Below are 24,213 nucleotides of genomic sequence, written 5' to 3' on the forward strand. Positions count from 1 at the left end.
CTGTTTGGACGTAAGCCGAAAATCCAGGGGTTACGCATTACTGTTATGCGAATGATCATATACAAGTTGTTGAGGATAATGGGGTAAGGACCTCGGCAGAGGTCCCTCTTAAATAGGCACAGGTCGTTCGGGGCTAACGCCCCGAACGACCTGTGTGCAAGAGCATATTCACCCCCTCCCTTGACCCCGGCTGAGGGGTCAGACCTAGAGATAGAGTTGTCCGACCCCTCCACCGGGGTCGCAAGGGTATTTTACACCTATCTATACACAGGTCTTCAGCACTGCGTGCCTTGACCTGTGCCTATTTAGCACGGACCTCTGCCGAGGTCCTTTTCATCGACTCTCCGCTAAAACCTCACGGCAAGACCTTGCTTATGCGTAATCCCTAGCCGAAAATCTGGTTAATAGAGGGTTGAAAAAGTACCCTTCGCAACCTTCTGAAATACAGTGCTATATAAATGCCTCAACCGAGATGCAACTAAGCAATCGGCGAGATGCAACTCGGCAAATGGTTAGTTGCATCTCGTCGATTGCTTAGTTGCATCTCCACTTTCACCCTACTAGCATAGTGGTTTTATTGAGTTGCTAAGAGGTACATATTTATCCTAGATGAGATGCCCGACCCGAAGGAGACGAATGGTAATTGGTTGGAAAAATAATCAGTAAATTGCACTAGTAATTCAATCTGTGGATAGATTTAATTAGCTATTTACTTGGTAGTTATCAAATTTTATCGTACCTTTGCCCACCGATATGGTATGCCTCGCTCATAGTGGGTGAGAGTCTGCTATAGAGGTAGATAATTTGTTTAATAAGATAGGATAAGATGCCAACGATTCAACAATTGGTCCGTAAGGGACGTGCGACAATTGAGGAGAAAGGGAAGAGCCCAGCTTTGGATAGCTGTCCACAGCGTCGTGGCGTGTGTGTACGTGTGTACACTACTACGCCTAAGAAGCCTAATTCAGCTATGCGTAAGGTGGCTCGTGTGCGTCTCACCAATGGTAAGGAGGTGAACTCCTACATCCCAGGTGAGGGTCATAACCTTCAGGAGCACTCTATCGTACTAGTGCGTGGTGGTCGTGTGAAAGACCTTCCAGGTGTGCGTTATCACATCGTGCGTGGTGCACTAGATACAGCAGGGGTGAATGGTCGTACACAACGCCGTAGTAAGTATGGTGTAAAGCGCCCTAAGAAGTAATTCAAGCGATAGCTAGTTTTAGCTGGGTGCAAAGAGAGCCCTCGTAGTAGCACAGTGGTGTTACCGCCAAAGAAGAGAAAGAGGGAATACAAAAAGACATTGACTTTATGAGATGGTGACGAGATGCCCATTGATCTGAAACGATGGGATCTCTGCTGAGAGCCAGGGCTACCTAAGTGTAGCGGGGTGTCACTATAGTATCCGGAGCTAGCCCAATGATCAAAATTTTGGTTGGGTGTCGCCAAGGTTGAGCTTACACATTATATACAGTGTAGGTAAGACAAGCCAAGATGGCTAGGCGGAGTGGGTCGGAAGACTAGCTAGGCAAAGGAGAAGATGCGTAAGAGAGGAGAACTCACAAGTGAGGTGGATGCTCCCTAGAAGTGGTCTTAAGATAAAGACTAAGGGGGAAAGATAACGAAGTGTGGGTTGTCTATTTTCAAGCTTACGGTGAAGACCGTAAGTGCAATCAAAACAAATACTGATTTGGTCTTGGCGCCTTACAAAGGCGGTACTAGTAAGTAAGCAGAGGAATGGCTGTGGCTGGTACTACGGTAAGGACTGCAAGACAATGATACTTTTTTTGTAGCATAATATGAGAAAAGCGAAGCCAAAGAAGAGGCAACTATTGCCAGATCCAGTGTACAATGATGTCGCTGTGACTAGATTCGTCAACCACATGATGTATGATGGTAAGAAGAATCTATCCTTTGAGATCTTTTACGGTGCACTAGAGATCGTAAAGAATAAAATGGCTAATGAGGAGAAGACTCCTCTAGAGATCTGGAAGACCGCTCTCGAGAACATCACTCCACAGGTGGAGGTGAAGACTCGTAGAATTGGTGGTGCTAACTTCCAGGTGCCTACTGAGATCAGACCTGAGCGCAAGGAGTCTATCTCGATGAAAAATATGATCCTATTCGCTCGCAAGCGTGGCGGTAAGACGATGGCTGATAAGCTATCCGCAGAGATCATGGACGCTTACAACCAGCAGGGTGGTGCCTTTAAGCGTAAGGAGGATATGCACCGTATGGCTGAGGCTAACCGTGCATTTGCTCACTTTAGATTCTAAAGAATAGAAAGGAAACAACAAGAGATGGCTAATAAGACACATTTAGAGCGTACAAGAAATATCGGTATCATGGCGCATATTGATGCCGGTAAAACTACTACATCGGAGCGTATCCTATTCTATACTGGTCTTACTCACAAGATCGGTGAGGTACACGATGGTGCAGCAACTATGGACTGGATGGAACAGGAGCAGGAGCGTGGTATTACTATTACCAGTGCTGCAACCACTGCTTTCTGGAACTATCATAACGAAAAATATAAGATCAACCTTATTGACACTCCCGGACACGTGGACTTTACCGTAGAGGTGGAGCGCTCACTACGTGTACTCGATGGTACTGTAGCTGCTTTCTGTGCAGTGAGTGGTGTACAGCCACAGAGTGAGACCGTATGGCGTCAGGCAGATAAGTACAAGGTGCCTAGAATCGCTTATGTCAATAAGATGGACCGTAGCGGTGCTAACTTCTATGAGGTAGTACGTCAGCTCAAAGATATGCTTGGTGCACATGCTGTGCCAATTCAGGTGCCCATCGGTGCTGAGGAGACTTTCAAGGGGGTCGTGGATCTCGTAACGATGAAGGCTCTTGTATGGCACGATGAGGAAATGGGGTCACACTATGATACCTTGGAAATCCCTGAGGATGTAAAGGCAGATGCCGAGGAGTGGCGTGAGAAGATGCTGGAGAGCCTTGCTGAGGTAGATGAGGCACTTATGGAGAAGTACTTTGACGATCCATCCACTATCACTGAGGATGAGATTCGTGCGGCAATCCGTAAGGGTACCATCTCTATGGAGATCAATCCAGTGATCTGTGGTACTTCATTTAAGAATAAGGGTGTACAGCCACTGCTTGACTGTGTGTGCGCTTACCTTCCTAGCCCACTAGATACTCCTACAGTAGAGGGTACCGACCCACGTGATCCAGAGAAGGTGATTGTGCGTCAGGTAGATGAGGATGAGCCACTTTGTGCGCTTGCCTTTAAGATTGCTACCGACCCTTATGTAGGTCGTCTCTGCTTCTTCCGTGTATACTCTGGTAAGCTGGAGGCAGGGAGCTATGTATATAATAGCCGTAGCGAGAAGAAGGAGCGCATCAGCCGACTATTCCAGATGCACTCTAATAAGCAAAATCCTATGGAGCTTATTAATGTGGGTGATATCGGTGCCGGCGTAGGCTTTAAGGATATCCGCACAGGTGATACCCTTTGTGATGAGGAGCACCCTATTACACTTGAGAGTATGGACTTCCCAGATCCAGTGATTGGTATCGCAGTGGAGCCTAAGACTCAGAAGGATATGGATAAGCTCGGAATCGGTCTGGCTAAGCTGGCTGAGGAGGATCCAACCTTTACCGTGAAGACTAATGAGGAGACTGGCCAAACCGTGATTAGCGGTATGGGTGAGCTACACCTTGAGATTATTATCGACCGTCTGAAGCGTGAGTTCAAGGTAGAGTGTAATCAAGGCCGTCCACAAGTTAGCTACAAGGAGGCGATCTCTGAGGCTGTTGAGCTTCGTGAGGTGTACAAGCGCCAGACTGGTGGTCGCGGTAAGTTCGCCGATATCATCGTACGCCTAGAGCCTAAGGATAAGGACTTTGAGGGTGACCTACAGTTTATCGACGAGGTGAAGGGTGGTAATATTCCACGTGAGTATATTCCAAGCGTGCAGAAGGGTTTTGAGCGTGCTATGAAGAATGGTGTGCTTGCAGGCTATCCTATGGATGGACTAAAGGTGACCTTGCTTGACGGCTCTTTCCACCCAGTGGACTCAGACCAGCTTTCGTTTGAGGTGTGTGCTATCCAAGCCTTTAAGAATGGTTGCGCCAAGGCACATCCAGTGCTTCTTGAGCCTATTATGAAGGTAGAGGTGGTAACCCCTGAGGAGAGCATGGGTGATGTGATTGGTGACCTCAATAAGCGTCGTGGTCAGGTAGAGGGTATGGAGACTCACCGCAATGGTGCCCGTATCGTAAAGGCCAAGACCCCACTTGCTGAGATGTTTGGCTATGTGACTGCCCTCCGTACCATTACGAGTGGTCGTGCGACAAGTACTATGACCTTTAGCCACTTTGAGGAGATGTCGACCTCTAATGCCAAGGCCGTACTAGAGGAGGTAGATGGACACGTAGAGCTCCTTAAGTAATAGATAATAAAGAGAATCATTGCAAGCATATGAATCAAGTCATTAGAATCAAGATTAAGTCTTACGACCATACATTGGTTGATAAGTCGGCCGAGCAGATTGTCAAGGCAGTAGAGCCTACGGGAGTGACTGTGCGTGGACCTATTCCATTGCCTACTCGTAAGCGTATCTTCACCGTAAACCGCTCTACTTTCGTGAATAAGAAGAGCCGTGAGCAATTCCAGCTATCTACCTACAAGCGCCTCATCGACATTGTCAATGCAGGTACCAACACAGTAGATGCTTTGGCTCGCTTGGTACTCCCAAGTGGTGTGGAGATTGAGATCAAGACAGATATCTAATTATAGAGAGGTCTGTCTTACAAGAGATAAAAGTTATATTGTAAACCAAACCAATAAGTTGAGACTGAAATGCCAGGATTAATAGGAAAAAAAGTCGGAATGACATCCGTATTCAGTGCCGAGGGGAAGAATATCCCATGCACTGTTATCGAAGTAGGTCCTTGTGTGGTAACTCAGGTAAAGACTAGTGAGGTGGATGGCTATGAGGCAATCCAATTGGGCTTCGAGGATAAAAAGGAGAAGCATACCAATAAGGCTGAGCAAGGCCACTTCGCTAAGGCTGGAGTAACCCCCAAGAGACACTTGGCCGAGTTCAATAATTTTGACAAGGAGTACAAGTTGGGTGATGTAATCAATGCCGAAATCTTCAATGACGTCGCTTATGTCGATGTTATCGGTACCTCTAAGGGTAAAGGATTTCAGGGTGTTGTGAAGCGCCACAACTTTGGCGGTGTGGGCCAGACAACCCACGGTCAAAAGAATAGGCTCAGAGCACCTGGATCTATCGGAGCGTGTGCTACACCCTCTAAGGTAGTGAAGGGTATGAGGATGGCAGGTCAAGATGGTAACCGCCGTGTGACTATCGAGAACCTACGTGTGATTAAAGTGCTCCCAGAGCAGAATGCCCTTGTGGTAAAGGGTAGTGTGCCAGGAGCAAAAGGTACCATCTTATTAGTAAATATCTAAGCGATATGGAATTAAATGTATTGAACATCAACGGTCAGGAGACCGGACGTAAGGTAACTCTAGATGCTTCTGTATTTGGAGTAGAGCCTAATGATCATGTCATTTATCTAGACGTGAAGCGCTACTTAGCTAATAAGAGACAAGGTACTCACAAGACTAAGGAGCGTGCTGAAGTGGCCTTCAGTACCCGCAAGCTCTTCCGCCAAAAAGGTACAGGTGGAGCACGTAGAGGTAGTATTAAGAGCCCTCTACTAAGAGGCGGTGGTACAGTATTTGGCCCACGTCCACGTGACTATGAACAAAAGGTAAATAAAAAGGTAAAGCAACTGGCTCGTATCTCTGCACTAAGCCGCAAAGCAAGTGCCAATGAGATTACAGTGGTAGAGGATTTCTCTTTTGATGCTCCTAAGACCAAGCAATTTGCATCGGTACTTAAAGCACTCAAGATTGATGGACAAAAGAGCCTAGTGCTACTAGGTGGGATCGATAATACCCTCCTACTATCAGCACGTAATATCCCTACTGTAAACGTGATGCAAGCAGAGGACGTGAGCACTTACAATCTACTTGATGCTAAGCAACTCGTATTGACTGAGAGTGCACTCACCATGCTGACTGACCTACTAGCAAAGAAGTAACGGGACACTTTAGAGAGATAAATAAATAGTATGAGAGGTATTTTATTACAACCTATTATTACTGAAAAGTTGACGGACATCACCGAACAGATGCCCAATCGCTATGGCTTCAAAGTGGCTCGTAATGCTAATAAGACCGCTATCAAGGAGGCTGTAGAAAAGATGTACGACGTAGACGTGGTAAGCGTCAACACCATCAACTATGATGGAAAGCGCATGCAGCGATATACCAAGGGTGGTCTTATCGTAGGGAAAAAGCCTGCGTTCAAAAAGGCAATCGTAACACTTAAAGAGGGTCAAGTGATAGACTTCTTTAGTAACATTTGATAAGAAATGGGAATACGTAAATTAAAGCCCACTACGCCTGGGCAAAGACATAAGATTATCGGTGCATTTGATAAAGTCACTAAAAGTACACCGGAGAAGTCTCTAATCGCATCGAAGAAAAAAACCGGTGGGCGTAACAATACCGGTAAGATGACGATGCGCTATATCGGTGGCGGTCACAAGAAGCAGTACCGTATCATCGATTTCAAGAGAAGGAAAGATGGTATTCCTGCGACAGTAAAAGCTATCGAGTACGATCCAAATAGATCAGCTCGTATCGCACTTCTTTACTACGCTGATGGTGAGAAGGCTTATATCCTAGCTCCTGATGGGCTAGAGGTAGGAAGGACTGTACTGTCCGGAGAGGATGCAGCTCCAGAGGTGGGTAATGCCCTTCCTCTAGGCAAGATCCCTGTAGGTACTGTGATCCACAATATTGAGCTTCGTCCTGGACAAGGTGCTAAGATGGTGCGTAGTGCAGGCTCATTTGCTCAGCTCACCTCTCGTGAGGGGACCTATGTGGTGATCAAGATGCCTAGTGGTGAGGTACGCCGTATCCTCGCAGCTTGTAAAGCTACTGTAGGTAGTGTGGGCAACTCTGACCACGCCCTAGAGAGAAGTGGTAAGGCTGGACGTACCCGCTGGATGGGTCGCCGTCCACGCGTTCGTGGTGTAGCGATGAACCCAGTAGATCACCCAATGGGTGGTGGTGAAGGTCGTGCGTCGGGTGGTCACCCACGTAGCCGTACTGGTCTGTATGCTAAGGGTCTGAAGACTCGTGCACCTAAGAAGCACTCCTCTAAGTATATCATTGAGGGTCGTAAGAAGAAGCGTAAGTAATCGCTTTAGGTAAGTATTGAACCAACTTAATGTACTAATAAAGATATGAGTCGTTCACTAAAAAAAGGACCCTACATCGAGCTTAAGCTAGAGAAGCGAGTACTTGAGATGAATGAGAGTGGCAAGAAGAGTGTCATCAAGACATGGAGCCGTGCATCAATGATTTCACCCGACTTCGTAGGGCATACAATAGCTGTACACAATGGGAATAAGTTTATCCCAGTGTTTATAACTGAGAATATGGTAGGACACAAGCTAGGTGAGTTTGCACCTACTCGTACCTTCCGTGGACACAGTGGTAATAGAAAGTAACCCCACCACGGGACATTAAATAAAATTAGATAGTAACTAATATGGGTAAAAGGAAGAAGCTAGCCGCTGAGCAACGCAAAGAGGCACGCAGTACTCAGTACTTTGCTAGGCTTGTCAATATCCCTTCCTCTCCACGTAAGATGCGTTTGGTAGCGGATATGGTACGTGGTATGGAGGTGAATAAAGCTCTTGGCGTACTTAGATTTTCAAGCAAGCAGGCGGCTACACCAATGGAGAAGCTACTACGTAGCGCCATCTCTAATTGGGAACAAAAGAATGGCCGTCAGGCAGACGAAGGAGAACTATATATCTCCAAGATTTATGTGGATGAGAGCATGACGCTAAAGCGCCTCCGTCCAAGAGCTCAAGGTAGAGGTTGTAGAATCCGTAAGAGAAGCAACCACTTGACGATTTATGTAGATACACTTCCCAATGCGGAAGAGATTTAAGCACATTCTAAGCAAATAATTTGTAGATGGGACAAAAGACAAATCCAATAAGCAATCGCTTAGGAATCATTAGGGGCTGGGACTCTAATTGGTTCGGCAAGAAAAGTGATCTCGCCGACACTCTCCTAGAGGATTATAAGCTTCGCACCTATATCGAGGCTCGCCTCTCTCGTGCAAGTGTATCTAGGGTAGTCATTGAGCGTACACTCAAACTAGTCACAATCACTATCTGCTCAGCACGCCCAGGCCATATCATCGGCCGTGGTGGCTCTGAGGTGGATAAGCTACGTGAGGAGCTCAAGCGCTTTACCGACAAGGAGGTGCAGATCAATATTTTTGAGATCCGTAGGCCTGATGTAGACGCCAAGATCGTGGCTGAGAATATCGCACGCCAGCTAGAAGGCCGTATGAACTATCGTAGAGCAGTAAAGCAGGCCATTGGTAATGCTATGCGCTCAGGTGCTGAGGGAATTAAGATTCAGCTAAGCGGTAGGCTCAATGGAGCTGAGATGGCACGTAGCGAGATGTTTAAGGAGGGACGTACTCCACTCCACACGCTCCGTGCAGATATCGACTATGCTCTTGAGGAGGCACGTACCAAGGTGGGTGCCATCGGTGTAAAAGTGTGGATCTGCCACGGTGAGGTATACGGTAAGCGTGACCTTGCTCCTGACTTCACACAGCAGCGTGACAATCGCCCACGTCGCGATGGTGGTCGTGGTGGCCGTGGTGGTCGCCGTAGAGGCAATCGTGGCGGACGTAATGAGCGCTAAGCTACTGCACGCTAAGGAAGTATAAAATTGAAGATAAGACATAAGATATGTTACAACCAAAAAAGACCAAGTTCAGAAGGCAGCAAAAGGGTCGTATGAAGGGTGATGCCCAGCGTGGTAATCAGCTTGCGTTTGGCTCTTTCGGCATCAAGTCGCTACAGACTTGCTGGATTACTGGTCGCCAAATAGAGGCGGCACGTATCGCTGTGACTAGATATATGCAACGTCAAGGTCAGGTGTGGGTACGTATTTTCCCTGATAAGCCTATCACTGCTAAGCCAGCAGAGGTGCGTATGGGTAAGGGTAAAGGTAACCCTGAGGGCTTCGTAGCTCCTGTAACTCCTGGACGTATGCTATTTGAGGTAGAGGGTGTGAGCTATGAGGTAGCAAAAGAGGCACTTCGCCTCGCTGCTCAAAAGCTCCCAGTGACCACAAAGTTTGTGGTTCGCCGTGACTATGAATTTTAATTTCTGTACTGTATATAAGTAATTAGGTATGAAGAGTAATGAACTAAGAGACCTCACGGTACAGGAGCTAAAAGAGAGAATCGAGACAGAGACTGTAAGGTATCAGAGGATGCAGCTCCAGCATAGAGTAACCCCTCTCGATAAGCCTTCATCGCTCAATGACCAGCGAAAGTTGGTAGCACGTCTCCGTACCGTCCTCAACGAGAAGAGCGTTGAGCAAGGAAGTATTAACGATTAAGAGTCGCTCTAAGAGATGGAAAAGAGAAGTTTAAGGAAGGTAAGACAAGGCGTCGTCTCTAGTAATAAGATGGATAAGTCTGTCACAGTAGCTGTGAAGTGGAAGGAGAAACACCCTATCTACGGAAAGTTTGTGAATAAGACCAAGAAATTCCACGCACACGACGAGAATAACGAGTGCAACGAAGGGGACACCGTTAGGATTATGGAGACTCGACCACTAAGCCGTACCAAGCGCTGGAGAGTGATCCAGATCGTAGAGAGAGCGAAGTAATAATATTGCAGATTTGTAGAGTAATCTATTATGATACAACAAGAGTCTAGACTAGCTGTAGCTGATAATAGCGGTGCTAAAGAGGTGCTCTGTATTCGCGTGCTAGGTGGTACTCGTCGCAGATATGCTTCGATCGGTGATGTGATCGTGGTGTCTGTGAAGAGTGCAATCCCTGGTAGTGATGTGAAGAAAGGGGCAGTATCGAAGGCATTGATCGTAAGGACCAAAAAGGAGATCCGACGTCCAGATGGATCGTACATCCGTTTCGATGAGAATGCGTGTGTACTCCTAAATGCTGCTGGTGATATCCGTGCTACCCGTATCTTTGGTCCTGTAGCACGTGAGATACGTGCCGTGAATATGAAGGTTGTCTCACTTGCACCTGAGGTGCTTTAATATAGAAAGGAAAGACAATGGCAAAATTTCATATAAAGAAGGGCGATACCGTATTTATTAATGCGGGTGATGACAAGGGTAAGACTGGCCGAGTTTTGAAGGTGGATACCAAGAAGAACCGAGCTATCGTAGAGGGACGAAATATGATCACTAAGAGGACTAAGCCAAGTGCTCAGCACCCTCAAGGTGGCATGGTGCACAAAGAGGCATCTATTCATATCTCCAACCTCAACCCCGTAGATCCTAAGACTGGGGCTCCTACTCGTGTAGGGCGTCGTAGAAATGACGATGGTAAGCTTGAGCGCTATGCCAAAAAGTCTGGTGAGCTACTGAAGTAATAAATGCTAATAGCTGAAAGAGAGATGGCTACAGATAATTTGAAAAAGGACTATAATGAGCGTATTGTGCCACTGCTGATGAAGCAATTTGGCTACAGTAGTGTGATGCAGGTGCCTTCCCTTACCAAAATCGTGGTAAATCAAGGTCTAGGTGCTGCAACGGGCGATAAGAAGCTGATCGAGATAGCTCAAGGTGAGCTAGCCTTGATCACTGGTCAAAAACCAGTAGTGACCTACTCCAAAAAGGATATCTCTAATTTTAAGCTCCGTAAGGGTATGCCTATCGGTGTGATGGTAACGCTGAGGAGAGAGAAGATGTATGAGTTCCTAGAGAGGCTGATCCGTATCGCACTACCTCGTATTCGTGACTTCAAGGGTGTAGAGAGCCGCCTAGATGGTAGAGGTAACTATACCCTAGGTGTGACAGAGCAAATTATTTTCCCTGAGATTAATCTTGATAGTGTTACCAAGATTATGGGTATGAATATCACCTTTGTCACTTCTGCCAAGACGGACGAGGAGGGATTTGCACTCCTAAAGGAGTTTGGAATCCCTTTCAAGAAGAAAGAAAACTAAGGAAGGATAGAGAGCAATATGGCAAAAGAATCAATGAAGGCGCGTGAGCGCAAAAGAGCTAAGCTAGTGGAGAAGTATGCTGAGAAGCGTGCTAAGCTAAAGGCTGAGGGCGACTACGAAGGTCTCCAGAAGCTACCTAAAAATGCTAGCCCTGTGCGACTTCACAACCGCTGCAATATCACTGGTAGACCAAAGGGATATATGAGACTTTTTGGAATCTCAAGAATTCAGTTTCGCGAGATGGCATCAAAGGGGCTTATCCCAGGGGTGAAGAAGGCCAGCTGGTAACTATCAATGAGTATAGAGAGACCCATAGATTACCTGCCAAGTGTTGGAGGGTAAGTGCTGTGCAAAATAACTACGCTGAGTCTTAATAAGTACTCGGGCGTAGTTATTTTTGAACATCATAGTGCAGGGTCTTCTGCTTATTTAGCATCACTAATACTGATTGCCATCTTCCCGTAACGAGCGGGTGAAGAGCTGGCGATTGAGTGTTATTTGGAGATATCGCTAGATATTTGTACCTTTGTGCCTATCAAAGAGTTGAGAGATGTATCGCTATCGGTTCTGATTGAGCAGAGCTGATGCGTTATTTCGCATCAATTTGATGGTATGTGGTGGTGCTTAAAAGTTTATGACGTACAGCAATACCACAAGAGAGTGAAAAAGTGTATGTAAATATTGTCTGAGGTAGCTGTGTTGGTTCACTCTATTTTCAGATTAATTTCAACAACTTATTTTTATGACAGATCCAATATCTGACTATTTAACTCGCTTGCGCAATGCTATTATGGCAAAGCATAGAGTGGTGGAAATCCCAGCGAGTAACATCAAAAAGGAGATGACAAAGATCCTTTTTGAGAAGGGGTATATTCTCAATTACATGTTTGATGAGAGTGGCCCTCAAGGAACTATCAAGATTGCTCTTAAGTACGATGTAGTATCTAAGAAAAATGCAATCAAGAAACTGGAGCGTGTATCGCGTCCAGGACTTCGTCGTTATGTAGGCTATCAGGATATGCCTAGAGTCCTTAACGGGCTTGGTATCGCTATCCTATCTACTAGCCAAGGTGTGATGACCAATAAGGAGGCTGCAGACCGTAAGATCGGTGGTGAAGTGCTCTGCTATATTTATTAATCTTAATAGGAAAGGAACAAAGTTATGTCAAGAATTGGAAATTTGCCCATTTCTATCCCTAACGGTGTCACTGTCACTATTAAGGATAATGTAGTGGTAGTAAAGGGCCCAAAGGGAGAGCTTTCTCAGAAAGTTGATCCACGTATCAAAATCAAGGAAGAGGAGAATGTGCTACACTTCTCAACTACCAATGGTACTAAGGAGGAGAGTGCGTTGCACGGACTTTATCGCTCGCTAGTACACAACATGGTGGTGGGTGTATCCGAGGGATATACTAAGACACTTGAGTTGATTGGTGTAGGATTTAGAGCTTCAAATGAGGGACAGCTACTTGAGCTATCAGTAGGTTACTCTCACCCTATCTTCCTGCTACTGCCACCAGAGATCAAGGTGGAGACCAAGATGGAGCGTAATAAGGCTCCACTCGTAACACTTTCTTCGGCCGATAAGCAACTGCTTGGTCAAGTATGTGCTAAGATCCGTACATTTCGTAAGCCAGAGCCATATAAGGGTAAGGGTATCAAGTTTGTCGGTGAGTACATTCGTAGGAAGTCTGGTAAGACTGCAGCAGCTAAGTAATCACACTTTTGGATATTCGTAATCTATGATAACTAAGAAGGAAAGAAGATTAAAGATCAAGGCACGTGTGCGTAAAAACCTACACGGTACTGCTGAGAGACCTAGGCTGACTGTATTTAGAAGTAATAAGCAGATCTATGCACAGGTAATTGACGATGTGGAGGGAAGGACCCTCGTAGCATTCGACTCTAAGATGCTAGAGGATAAGCTACCAAAGAAGGAGCTGGCCGAGAAGGTGGGCGAGGCTTTGGGTAAGAAGGCTGTAGAAGCAGGTATCGAGACGGTCGTTTTTGATCGTAATGGCTACCTCTACCACGGACGTGTCAAGGAGCTGGCAGAGGGTGCTAGGAAAGCAGGATTGAAGTTCTAACACAACCATAAGTACAGTAAAGATATGAAGAGAATTAACTCTGTAAGTGGTCTCGAACTAAAGGAGAGATTGGTGGCGATTAACCGTGTGACCAAGGTGACAAAGGGTGGTCGTACCTTTACACTTGCTGCTATGGTAGTGGTAGGTGATGAAAATGGAATTATCGGCTATGGCCTAGGTAAGGCAGGCGAAGTGAGTGTGGCTATTCAGAAGGCTACTGAGGCCGCCAAGAAAAACCTTATCAAGGTGCCTGTACACAAAGGAACTATACCTCACGAGCAGTCAGCTAAGTTTGGCGGTGCACGTGTGATGCTAAAGCCTGCATCAGAGGGTACTGGAGTAGTAGCTGGTGGTGCAATGCGTGCCGTATTGGAGAGCGTTGGAGTGACCGATGTGCTAGCAAAGAGCAAGGGGTCGAGTAACCCTCATAACCTTGTTAAGGCTACCATTGAAGCACTAAGTGAGATGCGTGATCCACTCGAGGTGGCTAAGATACGTGGTATCTCGGTAGAGAAAGTATTTAAGGGATAAGTAAGAGTACACATATAGTAATATGGAGACTATAAAGATTAAGCAAGTGCGAAGTCGCATTCGTTGTCCAAAGGATCAAAAGGCAGCTCTTGATGCTCTTGGGCTTAAGAAACTTAATAGGGTGGTTGAGCTTCCTAGAAATGAGGCTGTACTCGGAAATATCAAGAAGGTACACCACCTAGTTGAGGAAATTAAGGATTAATCTAGTGCGTGATTCTCCTTTTAGGGAGAAGCACCCAACTAATTAAAGATATATATTAGATATGAACCTATCAAATTTGAAGCCCGCAAATGGGGCTACAAAAAGTCGCAGAAGGATTGGTCGTGGTCCCGGTAGCGGCATGGGTGGCACTTCTACAAGAGGTCACAAGGGAGCAAAGAGCCGCTCAGGCTACAAGGCAAAGTTTGGCTTTGAGGGTGGTCAGATGCCACTTCAACGTCGTTTGCCAAAGTTTGGATTCCGCAATCCTAATAGAGTAGAGTATACTCCTGTCAATCTTGGTGCTATCGAGGTACTTGCCCAGAAGGGTATTACTGAGATCGGACAAGCAGAGCTAGTAGCTGCAGGTCTTGTGCACAAAGACGACAAGGTTAAGCTACTCGGTATGGGCGAGCTTACCACTAAGGTGAAGGTGACAGTTCACGCTGCCTCCAAGAGTGCCAAAGAGGCAATGGAGAAGGCAGGTGCAGAACTGGTGTTACTGTAAATATAGAGAAGAGTACCGATGAAATTTGTTCAGACACTCCGGAATATCTGGAAGATAGAAGATCTCAAACAGCGTATTATCACTACGGTGTGGCTGATTATCATCTATCGTCTAGGTACCCATATCGTATTGCCAGGGATTGATCCATCTGGCCTAGTAGCACTCAAGGATCAGACCCGAGGTGGTGTGATGGCACTTCTTGATATGTTTTCAGGTGGTGCCTTCAGTAACGCTTCGGTGATGGCACTTGGTATTATGCCATATATCTCTGCTTCCATTGTGATGCAGCTGATGGCTATCGTAGTGCCTAGTATCCAAAAAATGCAGAGAGAAGGTGAAAGTGGTCGCCGTAAGATCAATCAGTGGACACGCTATCTCACCATTGCCATTCTATTGGTTCAGGGTCCAGTTTATCTGATCAACCTCAACCACCAGCTGATGGCTGCAGGTAGTTCAATGCCTACTGGCTTCTGGTTTAGCTTTTCAAGTACCATCTTCATGGCAGCCGGCTCTATGTTTGCACTTTGGCTAGGTGAGCGTATTACTGATAAGGGTATTGGTAATGGAGTTTCTTTTATCATCCTTGTAGGTATTTTAGCTCGTTTCCCAATGGCAATTACTCAGGAGTTCGTGCTAAGGTTTAATAATCCAGGTGGTATCTTCCTATTCCTCCTCGAGATCTTAATCCTACTAGTGGTGATTGCAGGTGCAATTATGCTCGTTCAGGGTACTCGCCGTGTGCCGGTACAGTATGCCAAGCGTACGGTAGGTAACCGTATGTATGGTGGAGCACGCCAGTATATCCCTCTCAAAGTGAATGCTGCGAATGTGATGCCTATCATCTTTGCTCAGGCTATCATGTTTATCCCTGTGACGTTGTTCCCAGCAATGACCTCTAAGTCTACTTTTTGGCAAGGCTTTGCTACGGGTCAGAGCTTCTGGTACAATTTCACTTTCGCTATTCTGATCATCCTCTTTACCTATTTCTACACTGCGGTTACCATCAATCCATCTCAGATGGCTGATGAGTTGAAGCGCTCCAATGGATTTATTCCAGGTGTGAAACCAGGTAAACCAACCAAGGAGTTCTTGGATAGTGTGATGAGTAAGATTACTCTTCCAGGCGCGTTGTTCCTAGCTATTGTGGCTATCCTGCCTGCTTTTGCACGTCTCTTTGGCGTCTCAGCGCAGTTTAGTTCATTCTTTGGCGGAACCTCACTGATCATTCTTGTAGGTGTGGTATTGGATACGCTCCAGCAAGTGGAGAGTCACCTACTACAGCATCACTATGATGGACTACTTGAGACAGGACGTATCAAGGGTCGCTCGGGAAATCTGTATTAATATCTTAAACAATTGCGATAAGTACTGATATGTTTGAGAGAAGAAAGATTTACCTAAAGACAGCAGAGGAGATCGAAAAGCTTTATCGTGCCAATCAATTGGTAGGTATGACACATGGCGAGCTAGCAAAGCATATTAAGCCAGGGGTGACCACTAAGGAGTTGGATAAGATAGCTTACGAATTTATCTGCGACCATGGTGCGAAACCAGCTTTCTTAGGATATTCTGGTTTCCCTGCTTCTCTCTGTACCTCTATCAATGAATATGTGGTACATGGTATTCCCTCCGAGACAGCGGTGCTCAAAGAGGGGGATATCATCAGTGTGGATTGTGGTACGATCTTAGATGGATTTGTAGGGGATAGTGCTTTCACCTTTCCCGTAGGAGAAGTCTCAGACGAGGTCAAGGGCCTTTTGCGTACTACCCATGATTCTCTCTATGTAGGCATCGAAGCCGCTGTAGTGGGAAAGCGTATCGGTGATATCGGCAATGCAGTCCAGACCTACTGCGAGAAGCGTGGCTACTCTGTAGTTAGGGAGTTCACTGGTCATGGCATTGGTCACTCAATGCACGAGGCTCCTAATGTCCCTAATTATGGCCGGCGTGGTACAGGAGCTAAGATTGAGGAGGGTCTTTGCATTTGCATAGAGCCGATGATCAATCTAGGGAGTAAAAACGTAGTCATTTATGACGATGGTTGGACTACCCGCACCAAGGACCGTAAGCCCTCTGCTCACTTTGAGCATTGCATCGCTATTGTAGATGGCAAGGCCAAGATTATGAGTAGCTTCGAATTTATCAAAGAAGCTCTTGGTGGCCTTCCATTCTAAGCACTGTAAGATATTGATATTGATTAATCACTAAAAGAAAGGTATTTATTTATGGCTAAACAACCAGCAATAGAGCAAGATGGAGTAATTCTAGAGGCATTGTCCAACGCTATGTTTAAGGTGGAGCTCGACAATGGCCACCAGATTACCGCTCATATATCTGGTAAGATGCGGATGCACTATATTCGTATTCTTCCAGGAGACCGTGTAAAGGTAGAAATGTCGCCTTACGATCTATCCAAAGGGCGTATCTCTTACCGCTACAAGTAAAGCTGTGCAAGGTTGAAGACCATATTATTTCAAGTTTATACACACAACACTACCCGTGCGAGGCATGTGAGCCACTAGTGGGTATCAAAAGAAATAGAGATTATGAAGGTTAGAACATCTTTGAAGAAGCGTACCCCCGATGATAAGATTGTCCGTCGCAAGGGTCGTCTTTATATCATTAACAAGAAGAACCCCAAGATGAAGCAGCGTCAAAACTAATCCCCCTCACCCCTTCGAGGGTGTAGATGGATAGTGTAGGCGTGTGATCTTTATCGGGTCAATTGACTAAGAGAGTTACACTTAACTAACAACTATAGTATTATATGGCAATAAGAATTGTTGGTGTCGACCTGCCACAGAATAAGCGTGGTGCTATCGCCCTTACCTATATTTATGGTATCGGGAGAAGTGCTGCTGCTACTATTCTTGATAAAGCAGGAGTAGACCCAAACATTAAAGTGCAAGACTGGACAGACGACCAAGCTGCCGCTATTCGTGAGATCATCTCGAATAATTATAAGGTAGAGGGTGATCTCCGTAGTGAGACACAGCTTAATATCAAGCGCCTTATGGATGTCGGCTGCTATCGTGGTATCCGTCACCGTATTGGTCTGCCCTTACGTGGACAGTCAACTAAAAACAACGCTCGTACTCGCAAAGGACGTAGAAAGACCGTTGCGAATAAGAAGAAAGCTACTAAGTAAGACTAGGAAGAAAACATGGCTAAGAAAACTGCTACTAAGAAGAGAAAAGTACAGGTGGATCCTATTGGACAGGCACATATCCACTCTTCCTTCAATAACATTATCATTACCCTTACCAATAACCAAGGGCAAGCAATCTCCCAATCTAGTGCTGGAAAGATGGGGTTCCGTAGTTCGAAGAAGAACACTCCCTACGCAGCACAGATGGCAGCAGAAGACTGTGCTAAGGTGGCCTATGATGCCGGTTTGAGGAAAGTGACCGTATATGTAAAGGGTCCAGGTAATGGCCGTGAGAGTGCTATCCGCACTATCCACGGAGCAGGTATTGAGGTGATGGAGATTGTAGATGTGACGCCACTTCCACACAATGGATGTCGCCCTCCAAAGCGTCGTAAGCCTTAATTGGCTTGCTTCACTTCCCTTGTTTCACCGACACTTTGTCGTACGCAAGAGAGATTATATATTAGAATGAGGCTTCTCTGCATTCATACTAATGGATTGGTTGCACTTCTGCACCTTCCGACGCAGCTGTGCAGAGCTAGTTTCATGGTTACTAATTATTTTTATTACTATTTATAATGGCAAGATATACAGGTCCAAAAGCCAGGATTAATCGCAAGTTTGGAGAGCCAATCTTTGGCAATGCCAAATCGAAGAAAACTTACCCAGCTGGTCAGCACGGCAATTCTCGCCGTAGCAAGACTTCAGAGTATGGGTTGCAGCTGCGCGAAAAACAGAAGGCTAAATACACCTATGGCGTACTAGAGCGCCAGTTCCGCAACCTCTACGAGCGTGCTTCTCGTATGCCTGGTGTGCGTGGTGAGGTGTTGATTCAGCTTCTAGAGCGTCGTCTCGACAATGTCGTTTTCCGTCTAGGTCTAGCTCGTTCGCGCAACGCTGCTCGTCAGCTTGTTAATCATGGACACATCGTAGTAGATGGTCAGGTAGTTGATATCCCTTCATATACTGTTTCTGAGGGTCAGACTATTGGCATCCGCGAGCGCTCCAAGTCGCTAGCTATTGTATCTGAAGCAGTTCAGGTACTAGCACACAATCAGTACCCATGGCTCGAGTGGGATGGAGCTTCTATGACTGGTCGCTTCCTCCACATTCCAGAGCGTGCTGATATCCCTGAGACCATCAAGGAGCAGCTCATCGTCGAGCTCTACTCCAAGTAATGATGTCCCATTTTCACCTTTAATATTAGAGAAGAGATATGGCTTTAATCGCATTCCAAAAACCAGAAAACGTGCTTATGCTCGAGGGTACTGCTACACATGGCAAGTTCGAGTTTAAGCCACTTGAGCCAGGCTATGGCATGACTATAGGTAATGCTCTTCGACGTATTTTGCTCTCCAGCCCTGAGGGCTTTGCCATCAATAGCATCAAGATTGATGGGGTAGAGCATGAGTTTGCAACCATACCAGGTGTCATAGAGGACGTCACCAACATCATCCTGAACCTCAAGAAGATTCGTCTCAAGCAGGTGACCCCAGGTGAAGTTGGCGAGACTGCTGTTATCAAAGTCAATGGTAAGAGCAGCGATACCTTTACAGGGAAAGAGATTTCAGAGGGACTTAAGAGCTTTGAGGTCCTCAATAAGGATCAGCTTATTTGTCGGTTAGATAAGTCAGCTTCCTTCAGTATCCAATTGACCATTGATCAAGGTCGTGGCTGGATCCCAGCTTCGGATATTGCAGAGAGCTTCGACGACCCATTACAGATTGCTATTGATGCTATCTATACACCTATTCTCAACGTAAAGATTGCTGTAGAGAATACACGTGTGGGTCAGAAGACCGATTACGATAAGCTTTTGATTGAGATTGATACCGATGGCTCCATTCATCCAAAAGAGGCACTGAAGAATGCTGCTCATCTGCTGATTCAGCACCTAGAGCTATTCAGCGATGAGTATTTCTCAGTAGACCTAGAGTCTGAGCAAGAGGAGGAAGACTTTGACGAGAATACCCTAATGACTCGTCAGCTTCTCAAGAATAGGCTAGAGGATGTAGAGCTATCAGTGAGAGCATTCAATTGCCTACGTGCTGCAGGCGTGCTCACCCTTGGTGACCTCGTCAAGTACAGTCGTAGCGAGCTCCTCAAGTTCAGAAACTTCGGTAAGAAGTCTCTCAACGAGGTAGATGAATTGCTCGATAACCTTGGGCTCACCTTTGGAATGGACCTTTCGAAGTACAAACTAGACAACGAGTAAAATTATATAATGAGACATAATAAGAAATTCAATCCGCTCGGTCGTACAGCTTCTCACCGTCAGGCGATGCTCTCCAATATGGCTAACTCCCTTATTGAGCACAAGAGAATCATCACGACCCTAGCCAAAGCTAAGGCACTCAAGGTGTATGCAGAGCCACTCATCACCACCGCGATAAAGAATGGCGAGAGTGTGCACGCACGTCGTATAGTATTCCAAAAGCTGCAGAATCGCAATTCCGTAGTAGAGCTATTTGGCCCTATCAGCGAGAAGGTTGGCGATCGCCCAGGAGGTTACCTTCGTATCCTCAAGATTGGTCGTCGTCAGGGAGATGATGCTATGATGTGTTTGATCGAGTTCGTTGACTTCAATGAAGATCGCGTTAAGCAGGATAAGAAGTCTTCAACTGCAGGTAAGACCCGTCGTACCCGTCGTAGCCGCAAGAAGAGTGCCGATGCTCCAGAGACCCAAGCACAGGAGTCAGAAGAGAGTAAGAGCGAGGCTGCAGAGTAATCAAGCAACAAGCTAAGTGTAACTCACAGGAGAGAGGTAAGTGTCCACCGACACTCACCTCTCTCTTTTTTTGCCTTGTCGGATGGGGTGACTTATCGGACAAGTCGGACGGGTCGGACAAGTCTGACAAGTCGGGAGGTGCAGGCTAGTGGAGACTGTTGCACGAAGGCGATCTGCGGCGTTGCTTTCGGAATTCTGGCTCGGTCACGTACGTAAGTACGCTCTCAGCGCCCTTATCCTCAGCGCCCTTTTGAGTACCTTGGCAGCCTAGCGGCTACCTAGCATCTCAACCTTCGTTCAAAGTCTCAGCACATTTGATTCAAATGTGCGAGAATAGCACTTCGTGCAACACTCTCTACATAGGCTTGTGCGACCACAAGGGTCGATGACGTATACCGTGCCTTTTTCCCGCTGGTCTTCTGGCTTCGCCCTTGACCAGGGGCTAGCTGAATGGCACCCTGTCGGGTGCTTTAGCTGGGGGTACCTTATCCGATTTCTTTGATGAAAAATGGCTATTTGTAGGAGGTTAGGAATCAATGGGTTAGGAGGGCGAAAATTGAGTTGCAACTAAGCATTTGCTTTGTTGCATCTCGCCGATTGCTTAGTTGCAACTCGCCGATCACTTAGTTGCATCTCAACTTTCGGAGACAGTAGGGAGTAGGTGTTAGAAGTATACCTCTTCCGATATTCTGTGGTGATGGGATAAGGTATTATTTATAGGTCTATCTTTGTCGTTTATAGGAAACAAAGCGAAAAAATAAGTACATTTACCGTTCAAAGAGGTATTCTTCCTTACACTCTTTTTGGGATACTACCGTCCCTGTAGGTGAATATACTGAAAAAGAATTAAGGTAAAATGAAACAAGAAATACTTAAGAGAGAATGGGAATACACATTCTATAAAGAGGCTGAAAATTTTTATTTGTCAGTCCTTTGTGGAAGTGTTGCATTGTATGATTTGATAATTCAGCTAGACTCTAATGAGTTACTACAGTATCATGAAGACGGTCAAACTTACTTAAACAAATTAGTTGAAGAAATAAGGAATCATCCGAGTCGCTTTATAGGTAGATCTATACTGTAAAGAGGATGAACTCTGGAGACTAGCCAACAGAGAGAATTTGTTCGAGAACTTGGACAAATGGCTAAATGAAGTGCCTCAAAATATCAAAGATATCATTCGAGGTTGGGATAATGACTACAAGTTACTGCTGAACAAAGACTTGTCATCTAACTCAACTGGTGCAGTGCTTAAATCTCTATTGGCTTCAGCAGAAAATGTAGAGATATGGAAATACTTGAAGGATGATCCTGCTTATGCTTTTGAACTGGCTAAAGACAATAAAGTTTTACAAAGATGGAATCGAGTATGAATAAAGCTTTGAAGTTAAACCTCCATTACTTTGCTCTTCTAGTTGCGATAATTTACGTAACATGCTTGAATACATTGATTTATGACGACTATTGGACGCATAAAGTTGAAAGGGCTTTTGGGAAATTAGATTATTTAAAACCTTATATTAGTAAGGGGCTTAATATAGATTTCTCGGATTACTTGGATAATAGACCAGGTTGTAGAAGAATTCTCATGCTTGATTTTGGTGAGAATTGGTTATATTATTGTTTCGTTTTTATTGCTTTCATAGGATATATTATAGTGCCTATAATTTTAAGGCTCAACAAGTGCAAATTCAAGAAATCATATTTTGTTTTTGATGCTTTCTTTTGGTTGCTATATTTTTACGTTTTTATTTATAATAGCATTGTCAATTATCCTTTATACGGTGTTATACCATTAATAGTCCTGTCTCCAACGTGTTTGACTTTAATGGTTTGGCTTAGAATAAGACAGTATAAAATTTTGCTTAACCAACTTGTATAGTGGAAATTGTTCTCTTTTCTTTTCGCTATTTGTTTTTACTAATCGAAATAAGAATGAATGATTACATTAAACTGAAGGAACTATTACGATCCATTCAACCCCTTTATAATGTTTGATAATAGGGGAAATCTATACTTTATAGGCCTATCTTTGTTGTTTTTCGGGAAACGAAGCGAAAAAATAAGTAGATTTAACGTAATTAAATAGATACACAAATGGAACGAATAATCAAGCAGGAGTATATGGATACCTTGGTGGACATTTATTAAGAATGGAAAGTAAATCAGGTGCATATATATATTATACAGAAAATAAAAACCTTTTTGAGAAGTATAAGTTTAAAACAATAAGAAGTCCTTTTGGGGAAGATTTTTTTTATGAATTAGAAGCACCAAGAAATAAAGGTATCCGGGCTTTTGAGATTCGCTCTTTTGCAAAATATCAAGGATTTGACTTATTCATAGACAATTCTGGTGATAAGATGCTTATTGTTGCACCTTTGGATGAAGATGCTTTTTTTAAAGTTTATCCAAGGAAAATTTGGCATGAGGGTTGGTATGATTCGAGAGATTCAAGATTTGAAATAAGTCAAGAAGAAGTAACTGATATTTGGGAGGAACGTACTCCCATTGAAGGTTTTATATTTGATACAGAGCCAATTGTTTATCTTAAAAAAGATGGTGTATGGTTAGTCGATCTTTAAAAAATAAGTTTATGGAATTAATTGAAATAATATGAATAATATCCACATATGGTGGCTTACCAAGGTATTAATATTAATGCTCATCCTAAATCTTTTCAGGATAAGGCAGGGCGGTACTCTTACTATTCATGTCTCATTAATCTCGACTATATTGACAATGGCGGCAACGATATTCGGTCTTCAACCCTGGTATGTAGGAACACTATATGGCAATAACAATCTTTATATGCAGTATATATCTACTTTAAAGAAAGCTGATGGAACTCCAGTGGATGAAATTAAGAATTTATTCACGAAGAGCGTGATCCGTACAAAGATTCAAGAAATATTTGGGGATAATATCTTAACTTCAGAGACTTCCTTGAAAGGCCGACTAATGATGTGGTTTTCAATAAAAACTTTATTGTAATAGAATGATATGTATAAAAGAACGGAAATAGTAAAAGGAATCAGCTCATTTGAAATAAATGACCGTCGTCCTAATTTAAGCAGACAAGATTAGGTCATCGAAAGATTTTCACGTCGCTATTTCCAGAGCTTTTGTGGGGCGTGACTTAAAAGATTATGAGTTAATAACAGAACTTCCTCTTGAAACGGCTAATGGGTATATGAAAGCAGATATCGCATTGATTAAGCAGGATAAAATCACTGGGAGTGTGAATGATGTTATTATTATAGAGAATAAATTGAATACAACAACATCTTACACCAAAAGACAAAAGGAAGGATTTGGAGCGATAATAAATAACAAAACACATACTATGAAAGTAAAATATAGTCGTCCAAACTTTAATGTAGATAACTCTCCAACACTAATTATTAAGAGTGATAATATTTTCCGAGTTGATGATCATGGCACGGATAATATTTCTAATGTCAACATAAATAGAATAAAAAAATCACAAAAATGATGTTAAATAGCGAAAAGAAAAAATATGTTTTTGACCAATTAGATCAGTTGCTCAAGCCACAAGGGTATCGTGCGACTAAGACGGGTGGGGCCCCCTACTATATGTTGGATAAAGATAATGCGAAATATAAGTTTTATCTTAACTTTGGTGATATGGGAGATTTATATTTCTCAAAATACTATATTGAATTAAAAGAAGTGACGAAAATACTAAAGCAAGTATTTAATTCAGACAATCCCTTGGTCGATTTTAGACAAGTGAATATTCATCCAACCATAAATGACAATAGCAAAAATCCATTTATCTACAAAATAATTAACAATCACCGTGAACTAAAGATGTTTACCGATTGGGTAATAGACTATTTAGAAAACGATGGTAAGCAATTTATTGAGACATATTCCTATCTGCCAAATGTGCTAAAAAGAATGGATGAACTT

39 protein-coding genes are annotated in these 24,213 nt (G+C 44.4%); all 39 read left to right on the forward strand.

Annotated features, from left to right (window positions below):
- The first annotated feature begins 826 nt into the window (after window positions 1-826).
- Complete coding sequence (rpsL, locus tag A3GK_RS0108130; protein WP_018028961.1) at window positions 827-1,201, forward strand: 30S ribosomal protein S12; 375 nt, start codon at window positions 827-829, stop codon at window positions 1,199-1,201.
- 595 nt (window positions 1,202-1,796) lie between these two features.
- On the forward strand, window positions 1,797-2,273 hold the full coding sequence (rpsG, locus tag A3GK_RS0108135) for a 30S ribosomal protein S7 (protein ID WP_018028962.1): 477 nt from the start codon (window positions 1,797-1,799) through the stop codon (window positions 2,271-2,273).
- Window positions 2,274-2,297: 24 nt separating this feature from the next.
- Window positions 2,298-4,421 carry an elongation factor G gene (gene fusA, locus A3GK_RS0108140; protein ID WP_026161807.1) on the forward strand — a complete coding sequence of 708 codons (2,124 nt, stop codon included), beginning with the start codon at window positions 2,298-2,300 and terminating at the stop codon, window positions 4,419-4,421.
- Window positions 4,422-4,450: 29 nt separating this feature from the next.
- The gene (gene rpsJ / locus A3GK_RS0108145; RefSeq protein ID WP_018028964.1) at window positions 4,451-4,762 is read left to right on the forward strand and encodes a 30S ribosomal protein S10; all 312 of its coding nucleotides are present in this window, start codon (window positions 4,451-4,453) and stop codon (window positions 4,760-4,762) included.
- Between the two features lie 69 nt (window positions 4,763-4,831).
- Window positions 4,832-5,449 (forward strand): 50S ribosomal protein L3, encoded by a 618-nt coding sequence (rplC, locus tag A3GK_RS0108150; protein ID WP_021903024.1) that lies wholly within the window; start codon window positions 4,832-4,834, stop codon window positions 5,447-5,449.
- 5 nt (window positions 5,450-5,454) lie between these two features.
- Window positions 5,455-6,087: a 50S ribosomal protein L4 gene (rplD, locus tag A3GK_RS0108155; RefSeq protein ID WP_018028966.1), complete on the forward strand. Its 633-nt coding sequence runs from the start codon at window positions 5,455-5,457 to the stop codon at window positions 6,085-6,087.
- A gap of 30 nt (window positions 6,088-6,117) precedes the next feature.
- A complete protein-coding gene (gene rplW, locus A3GK_RS0108160; RefSeq protein ID WP_018028967.1) occupies window positions 6,118-6,414 on the forward strand; it encodes a 50S ribosomal protein L23 in 297 nt (98 codons plus the stop codon).
- A 6-nt stretch (window positions 6,415-6,420) separates the two neighbouring features.
- The gene (gene rplB, locus A3GK_RS0108165; RefSeq protein ID WP_018028968.1) at window positions 6,421-7,254 is read left to right on the forward strand and encodes a 50S ribosomal protein L2; all 834 of its coding nucleotides are present in this window, start codon (window positions 6,421-6,423) and stop codon (window positions 7,252-7,254) included.
- A 45-nt stretch (window positions 7,255-7,299) separates the two neighbouring features.
- A complete protein-coding gene (gene rpsS / locus A3GK_RS0108170) occupies window positions 7,300-7,566 on the forward strand; it encodes a 30S ribosomal protein S19 (RefSeq protein ID WP_018028969.1) in 267 nt (88 codons plus the stop codon).
- 41 nt (window positions 7,567-7,607) lie between these two features.
- Window positions 7,608-8,015 carry a 50S ribosomal protein L22 gene (rplV, locus tag A3GK_RS0108175; RefSeq protein WP_018028970.1) on the forward strand — a complete coding sequence of 136 codons (408 nt, stop codon included), beginning with the start codon at window positions 7,608-7,610 and terminating at the stop codon, window positions 8,013-8,015.
- A 26-nt stretch (window positions 8,016-8,041) separates the two neighbouring features.
- The gene (rpsC, locus tag A3GK_RS0108180; protein ID WP_018028971.1) at window positions 8,042-8,788 is read left to right on the forward strand and encodes a 30S ribosomal protein S3; all 747 of its coding nucleotides are present in this window, start codon (window positions 8,042-8,044) and stop codon (window positions 8,786-8,788) included.
- Between the two features lie 47 nt (window positions 8,789-8,835).
- On the forward strand, window positions 8,836-9,255 hold the full coding sequence (gene rplP, locus A3GK_RS0108185) for a 50S ribosomal protein L16 (protein WP_018028972.1): 420 nt from the start codon (window positions 8,836-8,838) through the stop codon (window positions 9,253-9,255).
- 28 nt (window positions 9,256-9,283) lie between these two features.
- Window positions 9,284-9,493 (forward strand): 50S ribosomal protein L29, encoded by a 210-nt coding sequence (gene rpmC, locus A3GK_RS0108190; protein ID WP_018028973.1) that lies wholly within the window; start codon window positions 9,284-9,286, stop codon window positions 9,491-9,493.
- Window positions 9,494-9,508: 15 nt separating this feature from the next.
- Complete coding sequence (gene rpsQ / locus A3GK_RS0108195) at window positions 9,509-9,766, forward strand: 30S ribosomal protein S17 (RefSeq protein ID WP_018358870.1); 258 nt, start codon at window positions 9,509-9,511, stop codon at window positions 9,764-9,766.
- A gap of 30 nt (window positions 9,767-9,796) precedes the next feature.
- Window positions 9,797-10,162 (forward strand): 50S ribosomal protein L14, encoded by a 366-nt coding sequence (gene rplN / locus A3GK_RS0108200; RefSeq protein ID WP_018028975.1) that lies wholly within the window; start codon window positions 9,797-9,799, stop codon window positions 10,160-10,162.
- Between the two features lie 17 nt (window positions 10,163-10,179).
- A complete protein-coding gene (gene rplX, locus A3GK_RS0108205; protein ID WP_018028976.1) occupies window positions 10,180-10,500 on the forward strand; it encodes a 50S ribosomal protein L24 in 321 nt (106 codons plus the stop codon).
- Between the two features lie 24 nt (window positions 10,501-10,524).
- On the forward strand, window positions 10,525-11,076 hold the full coding sequence (gene rplE / locus A3GK_RS0108210) for a 50S ribosomal protein L5 (protein ID WP_021903025.1): 552 nt from the start codon (window positions 10,525-10,527) through the stop codon (window positions 11,074-11,076).
- A gap of 18 nt (window positions 11,077-11,094) precedes the next feature.
- Complete coding sequence (gene rpsN, locus A3GK_RS0108215) at window positions 11,095-11,364, forward strand: 30S ribosomal protein S14 (protein WP_021903026.1); 270 nt, start codon at window positions 11,095-11,097, stop codon at window positions 11,362-11,364.
- Between the two features lie 454 nt (window positions 11,365-11,818).
- On the forward strand, window positions 11,819-12,214 hold the full coding sequence (gene rpsH, locus A3GK_RS0108220) for a 30S ribosomal protein S8 (protein WP_021903027.1): 396 nt from the start codon (window positions 11,819-11,821) through the stop codon (window positions 12,212-12,214).
- Between the two features lie 24 nt (window positions 12,215-12,238).
- The gene (gene rplF / locus A3GK_RS0108225) at window positions 12,239-12,793 is read left to right on the forward strand and encodes a 50S ribosomal protein L6 (protein WP_018028980.1); all 555 of its coding nucleotides are present in this window, start codon (window positions 12,239-12,241) and stop codon (window positions 12,791-12,793) included.
- A gap of 25 nt (window positions 12,794-12,818) precedes the next feature.
- Window positions 12,819-13,163: a 50S ribosomal protein L18 gene (gene rplR, locus A3GK_RS0108230; RefSeq protein ID WP_018028981.1), complete on the forward strand. Its 345-nt coding sequence runs from the start codon at window positions 12,819-12,821 to the stop codon at window positions 13,161-13,163.
- A 24-nt stretch (window positions 13,164-13,187) separates the two neighbouring features.
- Window positions 13,188-13,694, forward strand: coding sequence for a 30S ribosomal protein S5 (rpsE, locus tag A3GK_RS0108235; protein WP_018028982.1), 507 nt, complete (start codon window positions 13,188-13,190; stop codon window positions 13,692-13,694).
- Between the two features lie 22 nt (window positions 13,695-13,716).
- Complete coding sequence (gene rpmD, locus A3GK_RS0108240; protein ID WP_018028983.1) at window positions 13,717-13,896, forward strand: 50S ribosomal protein L30; 180 nt, start codon at window positions 13,717-13,719, stop codon at window positions 13,894-13,896.
- 61 nt (window positions 13,897-13,957) lie between these two features.
- A complete protein-coding gene (rplO, locus tag A3GK_RS0108245; protein ID WP_018028984.1) occupies window positions 13,958-14,401 on the forward strand; it encodes a 50S ribosomal protein L15 in 444 nt (147 codons plus the stop codon).
- 18 nt (window positions 14,402-14,419) lie between these two features.
- Window positions 14,420-15,745 (forward strand): preprotein translocase subunit SecY, encoded by a 1,326-nt coding sequence (gene secY / locus A3GK_RS0108250; RefSeq protein ID WP_018028985.1) that lies wholly within the window; start codon window positions 14,420-14,422, stop codon window positions 15,743-15,745.
- Window positions 15,746-15,774: 29 nt separating this feature from the next.
- On the forward strand, window positions 15,775-16,575 hold the full coding sequence (map, locus tag A3GK_RS0108255; protein ID WP_018028986.1) for a type I methionyl aminopeptidase: 801 nt from the start codon (window positions 15,775-15,777) through the stop codon (window positions 16,573-16,575).
- A 51-nt stretch (window positions 16,576-16,626) separates the two neighbouring features.
- The gene (gene infA / locus A3GK_RS0108260) at window positions 16,627-16,845 is read left to right on the forward strand and encodes a translation initiation factor IF-1 (RefSeq protein WP_018028987.1); all 219 of its coding nucleotides are present in this window, start codon (window positions 16,627-16,629) and stop codon (window positions 16,843-16,845) included.
- Between the two features lie 102 nt (window positions 16,846-16,947).
- Entirely contained in the window at window positions 16,948-17,064 is a 117-nt protein-coding gene (gene rpmJ / locus A3GK_RS0108265; protein ID WP_018028988.1) for a 50S ribosomal protein L36, read from the forward strand.
- A gap of 104 nt (window positions 17,065-17,168) precedes the next feature.
- The gene (rpsM, locus tag A3GK_RS0108270; protein ID WP_018028989.1) at window positions 17,169-17,549 is read left to right on the forward strand and encodes a 30S ribosomal protein S13; all 381 of its coding nucleotides are present in this window, start codon (window positions 17,169-17,171) and stop codon (window positions 17,547-17,549) included.
- A gap of 15 nt (window positions 17,550-17,564) precedes the next feature.
- Window positions 17,565-17,951 carry a 30S ribosomal protein S11 gene (gene rpsK / locus A3GK_RS0108275; protein ID WP_018028990.1) on the forward strand — a complete coding sequence of 129 codons (387 nt, stop codon included), beginning with the start codon at window positions 17,565-17,567 and terminating at the stop codon, window positions 17,949-17,951.
- Between the two features lie 176 nt (window positions 17,952-18,127).
- Window positions 18,128-18,727 carry a 30S ribosomal protein S4 gene (gene rpsD, locus A3GK_RS0108280; RefSeq protein WP_018028991.1) on the forward strand — a complete coding sequence of 200 codons (600 nt, stop codon included), beginning with the start codon at window positions 18,128-18,130 and terminating at the stop codon, window positions 18,725-18,727.
- A 38-nt stretch (window positions 18,728-18,765) separates the two neighbouring features.
- Complete coding sequence (locus A3GK_RS0108285; RefSeq protein WP_018028992.1) at window positions 18,766-19,764, forward strand: DNA-directed RNA polymerase subunit alpha; 999 nt, start codon at window positions 18,766-18,768, stop codon at window positions 19,762-19,764.
- Between the two features lie 9 nt (window positions 19,765-19,773).
- On the forward strand, window positions 19,774-20,277 hold the full coding sequence (gene rplQ, locus A3GK_RS0108290) for a 50S ribosomal protein L17 (protein WP_018028993.1): 504 nt from the start codon (window positions 19,774-19,776) through the stop codon (window positions 20,275-20,277).
- 856 nt (window positions 20,278-21,133) lie between these two features.
- On the forward strand, window positions 21,134-21,361 hold the full coding sequence (locus A3GK_RS0108295) for a hypothetical protein (RefSeq protein WP_018028994.1): 228 nt from the start codon (window positions 21,134-21,136) through the stop codon (window positions 21,359-21,361).
- A 49-nt stretch (window positions 21,362-21,410) separates the two neighbouring features.
- Window positions 21,411-21,650 carry a hypothetical protein gene (locus A3GK_RS0108300; protein WP_018028995.1) on the forward strand — a complete coding sequence of 80 codons (240 nt, stop codon included), beginning with the start codon at window positions 21,411-21,413 and terminating at the stop codon, window positions 21,648-21,650.
- 780 nt (window positions 21,651-22,430) lie between these two features.
- Window positions 22,431-22,862: a hypothetical protein gene (locus A3GK_RS0108310; RefSeq protein WP_018028997.1), complete on the forward strand. Its 432-nt coding sequence runs from the start codon at window positions 22,431-22,433 to the stop codon at window positions 22,860-22,862.
- A gap of 31 nt (window positions 22,863-22,893) precedes the next feature.
- Window positions 22,894-23,271, forward strand: a complete 378-nt coding sequence (locus A3GK_RS0108315) for a hypothetical protein (protein ID WP_018028998.1) — start codon at window positions 22,894-22,896, stop codon at window positions 23,269-23,271.
- A 199-nt stretch (window positions 23,272-23,470) separates the two neighbouring features.
- Window positions 23,471-23,773 carry a hypothetical protein gene (locus A3GK_RS0108320; protein ID WP_155799480.1) on the forward strand — a complete coding sequence of 101 codons (303 nt, stop codon included), beginning with the start codon at window positions 23,471-23,473 and terminating at the stop codon, window positions 23,771-23,773.
- The coding region (locus A3GK_RS10700) for a hypothetical protein (RefSeq protein ID WP_040576080.1) at window positions 23,770-24,213 on the forward strand (444 nt) is incomplete at its 3' end. The genes A3GK_RS0108320 and A3GK_RS10700, both read left to right, overlap by 4 nt.

It is taken from the genome of Porphyromonas somerae DSM 23386 (assembly GCF_000372405.1).
In the GTDB taxonomy this organism is placed as follows: Bacteria; Bacteroidota; Bacteroidia; order Bacteroidales; family Porphyromonadaceae; genus Porphyromonas_A; species Porphyromonas_A somerae.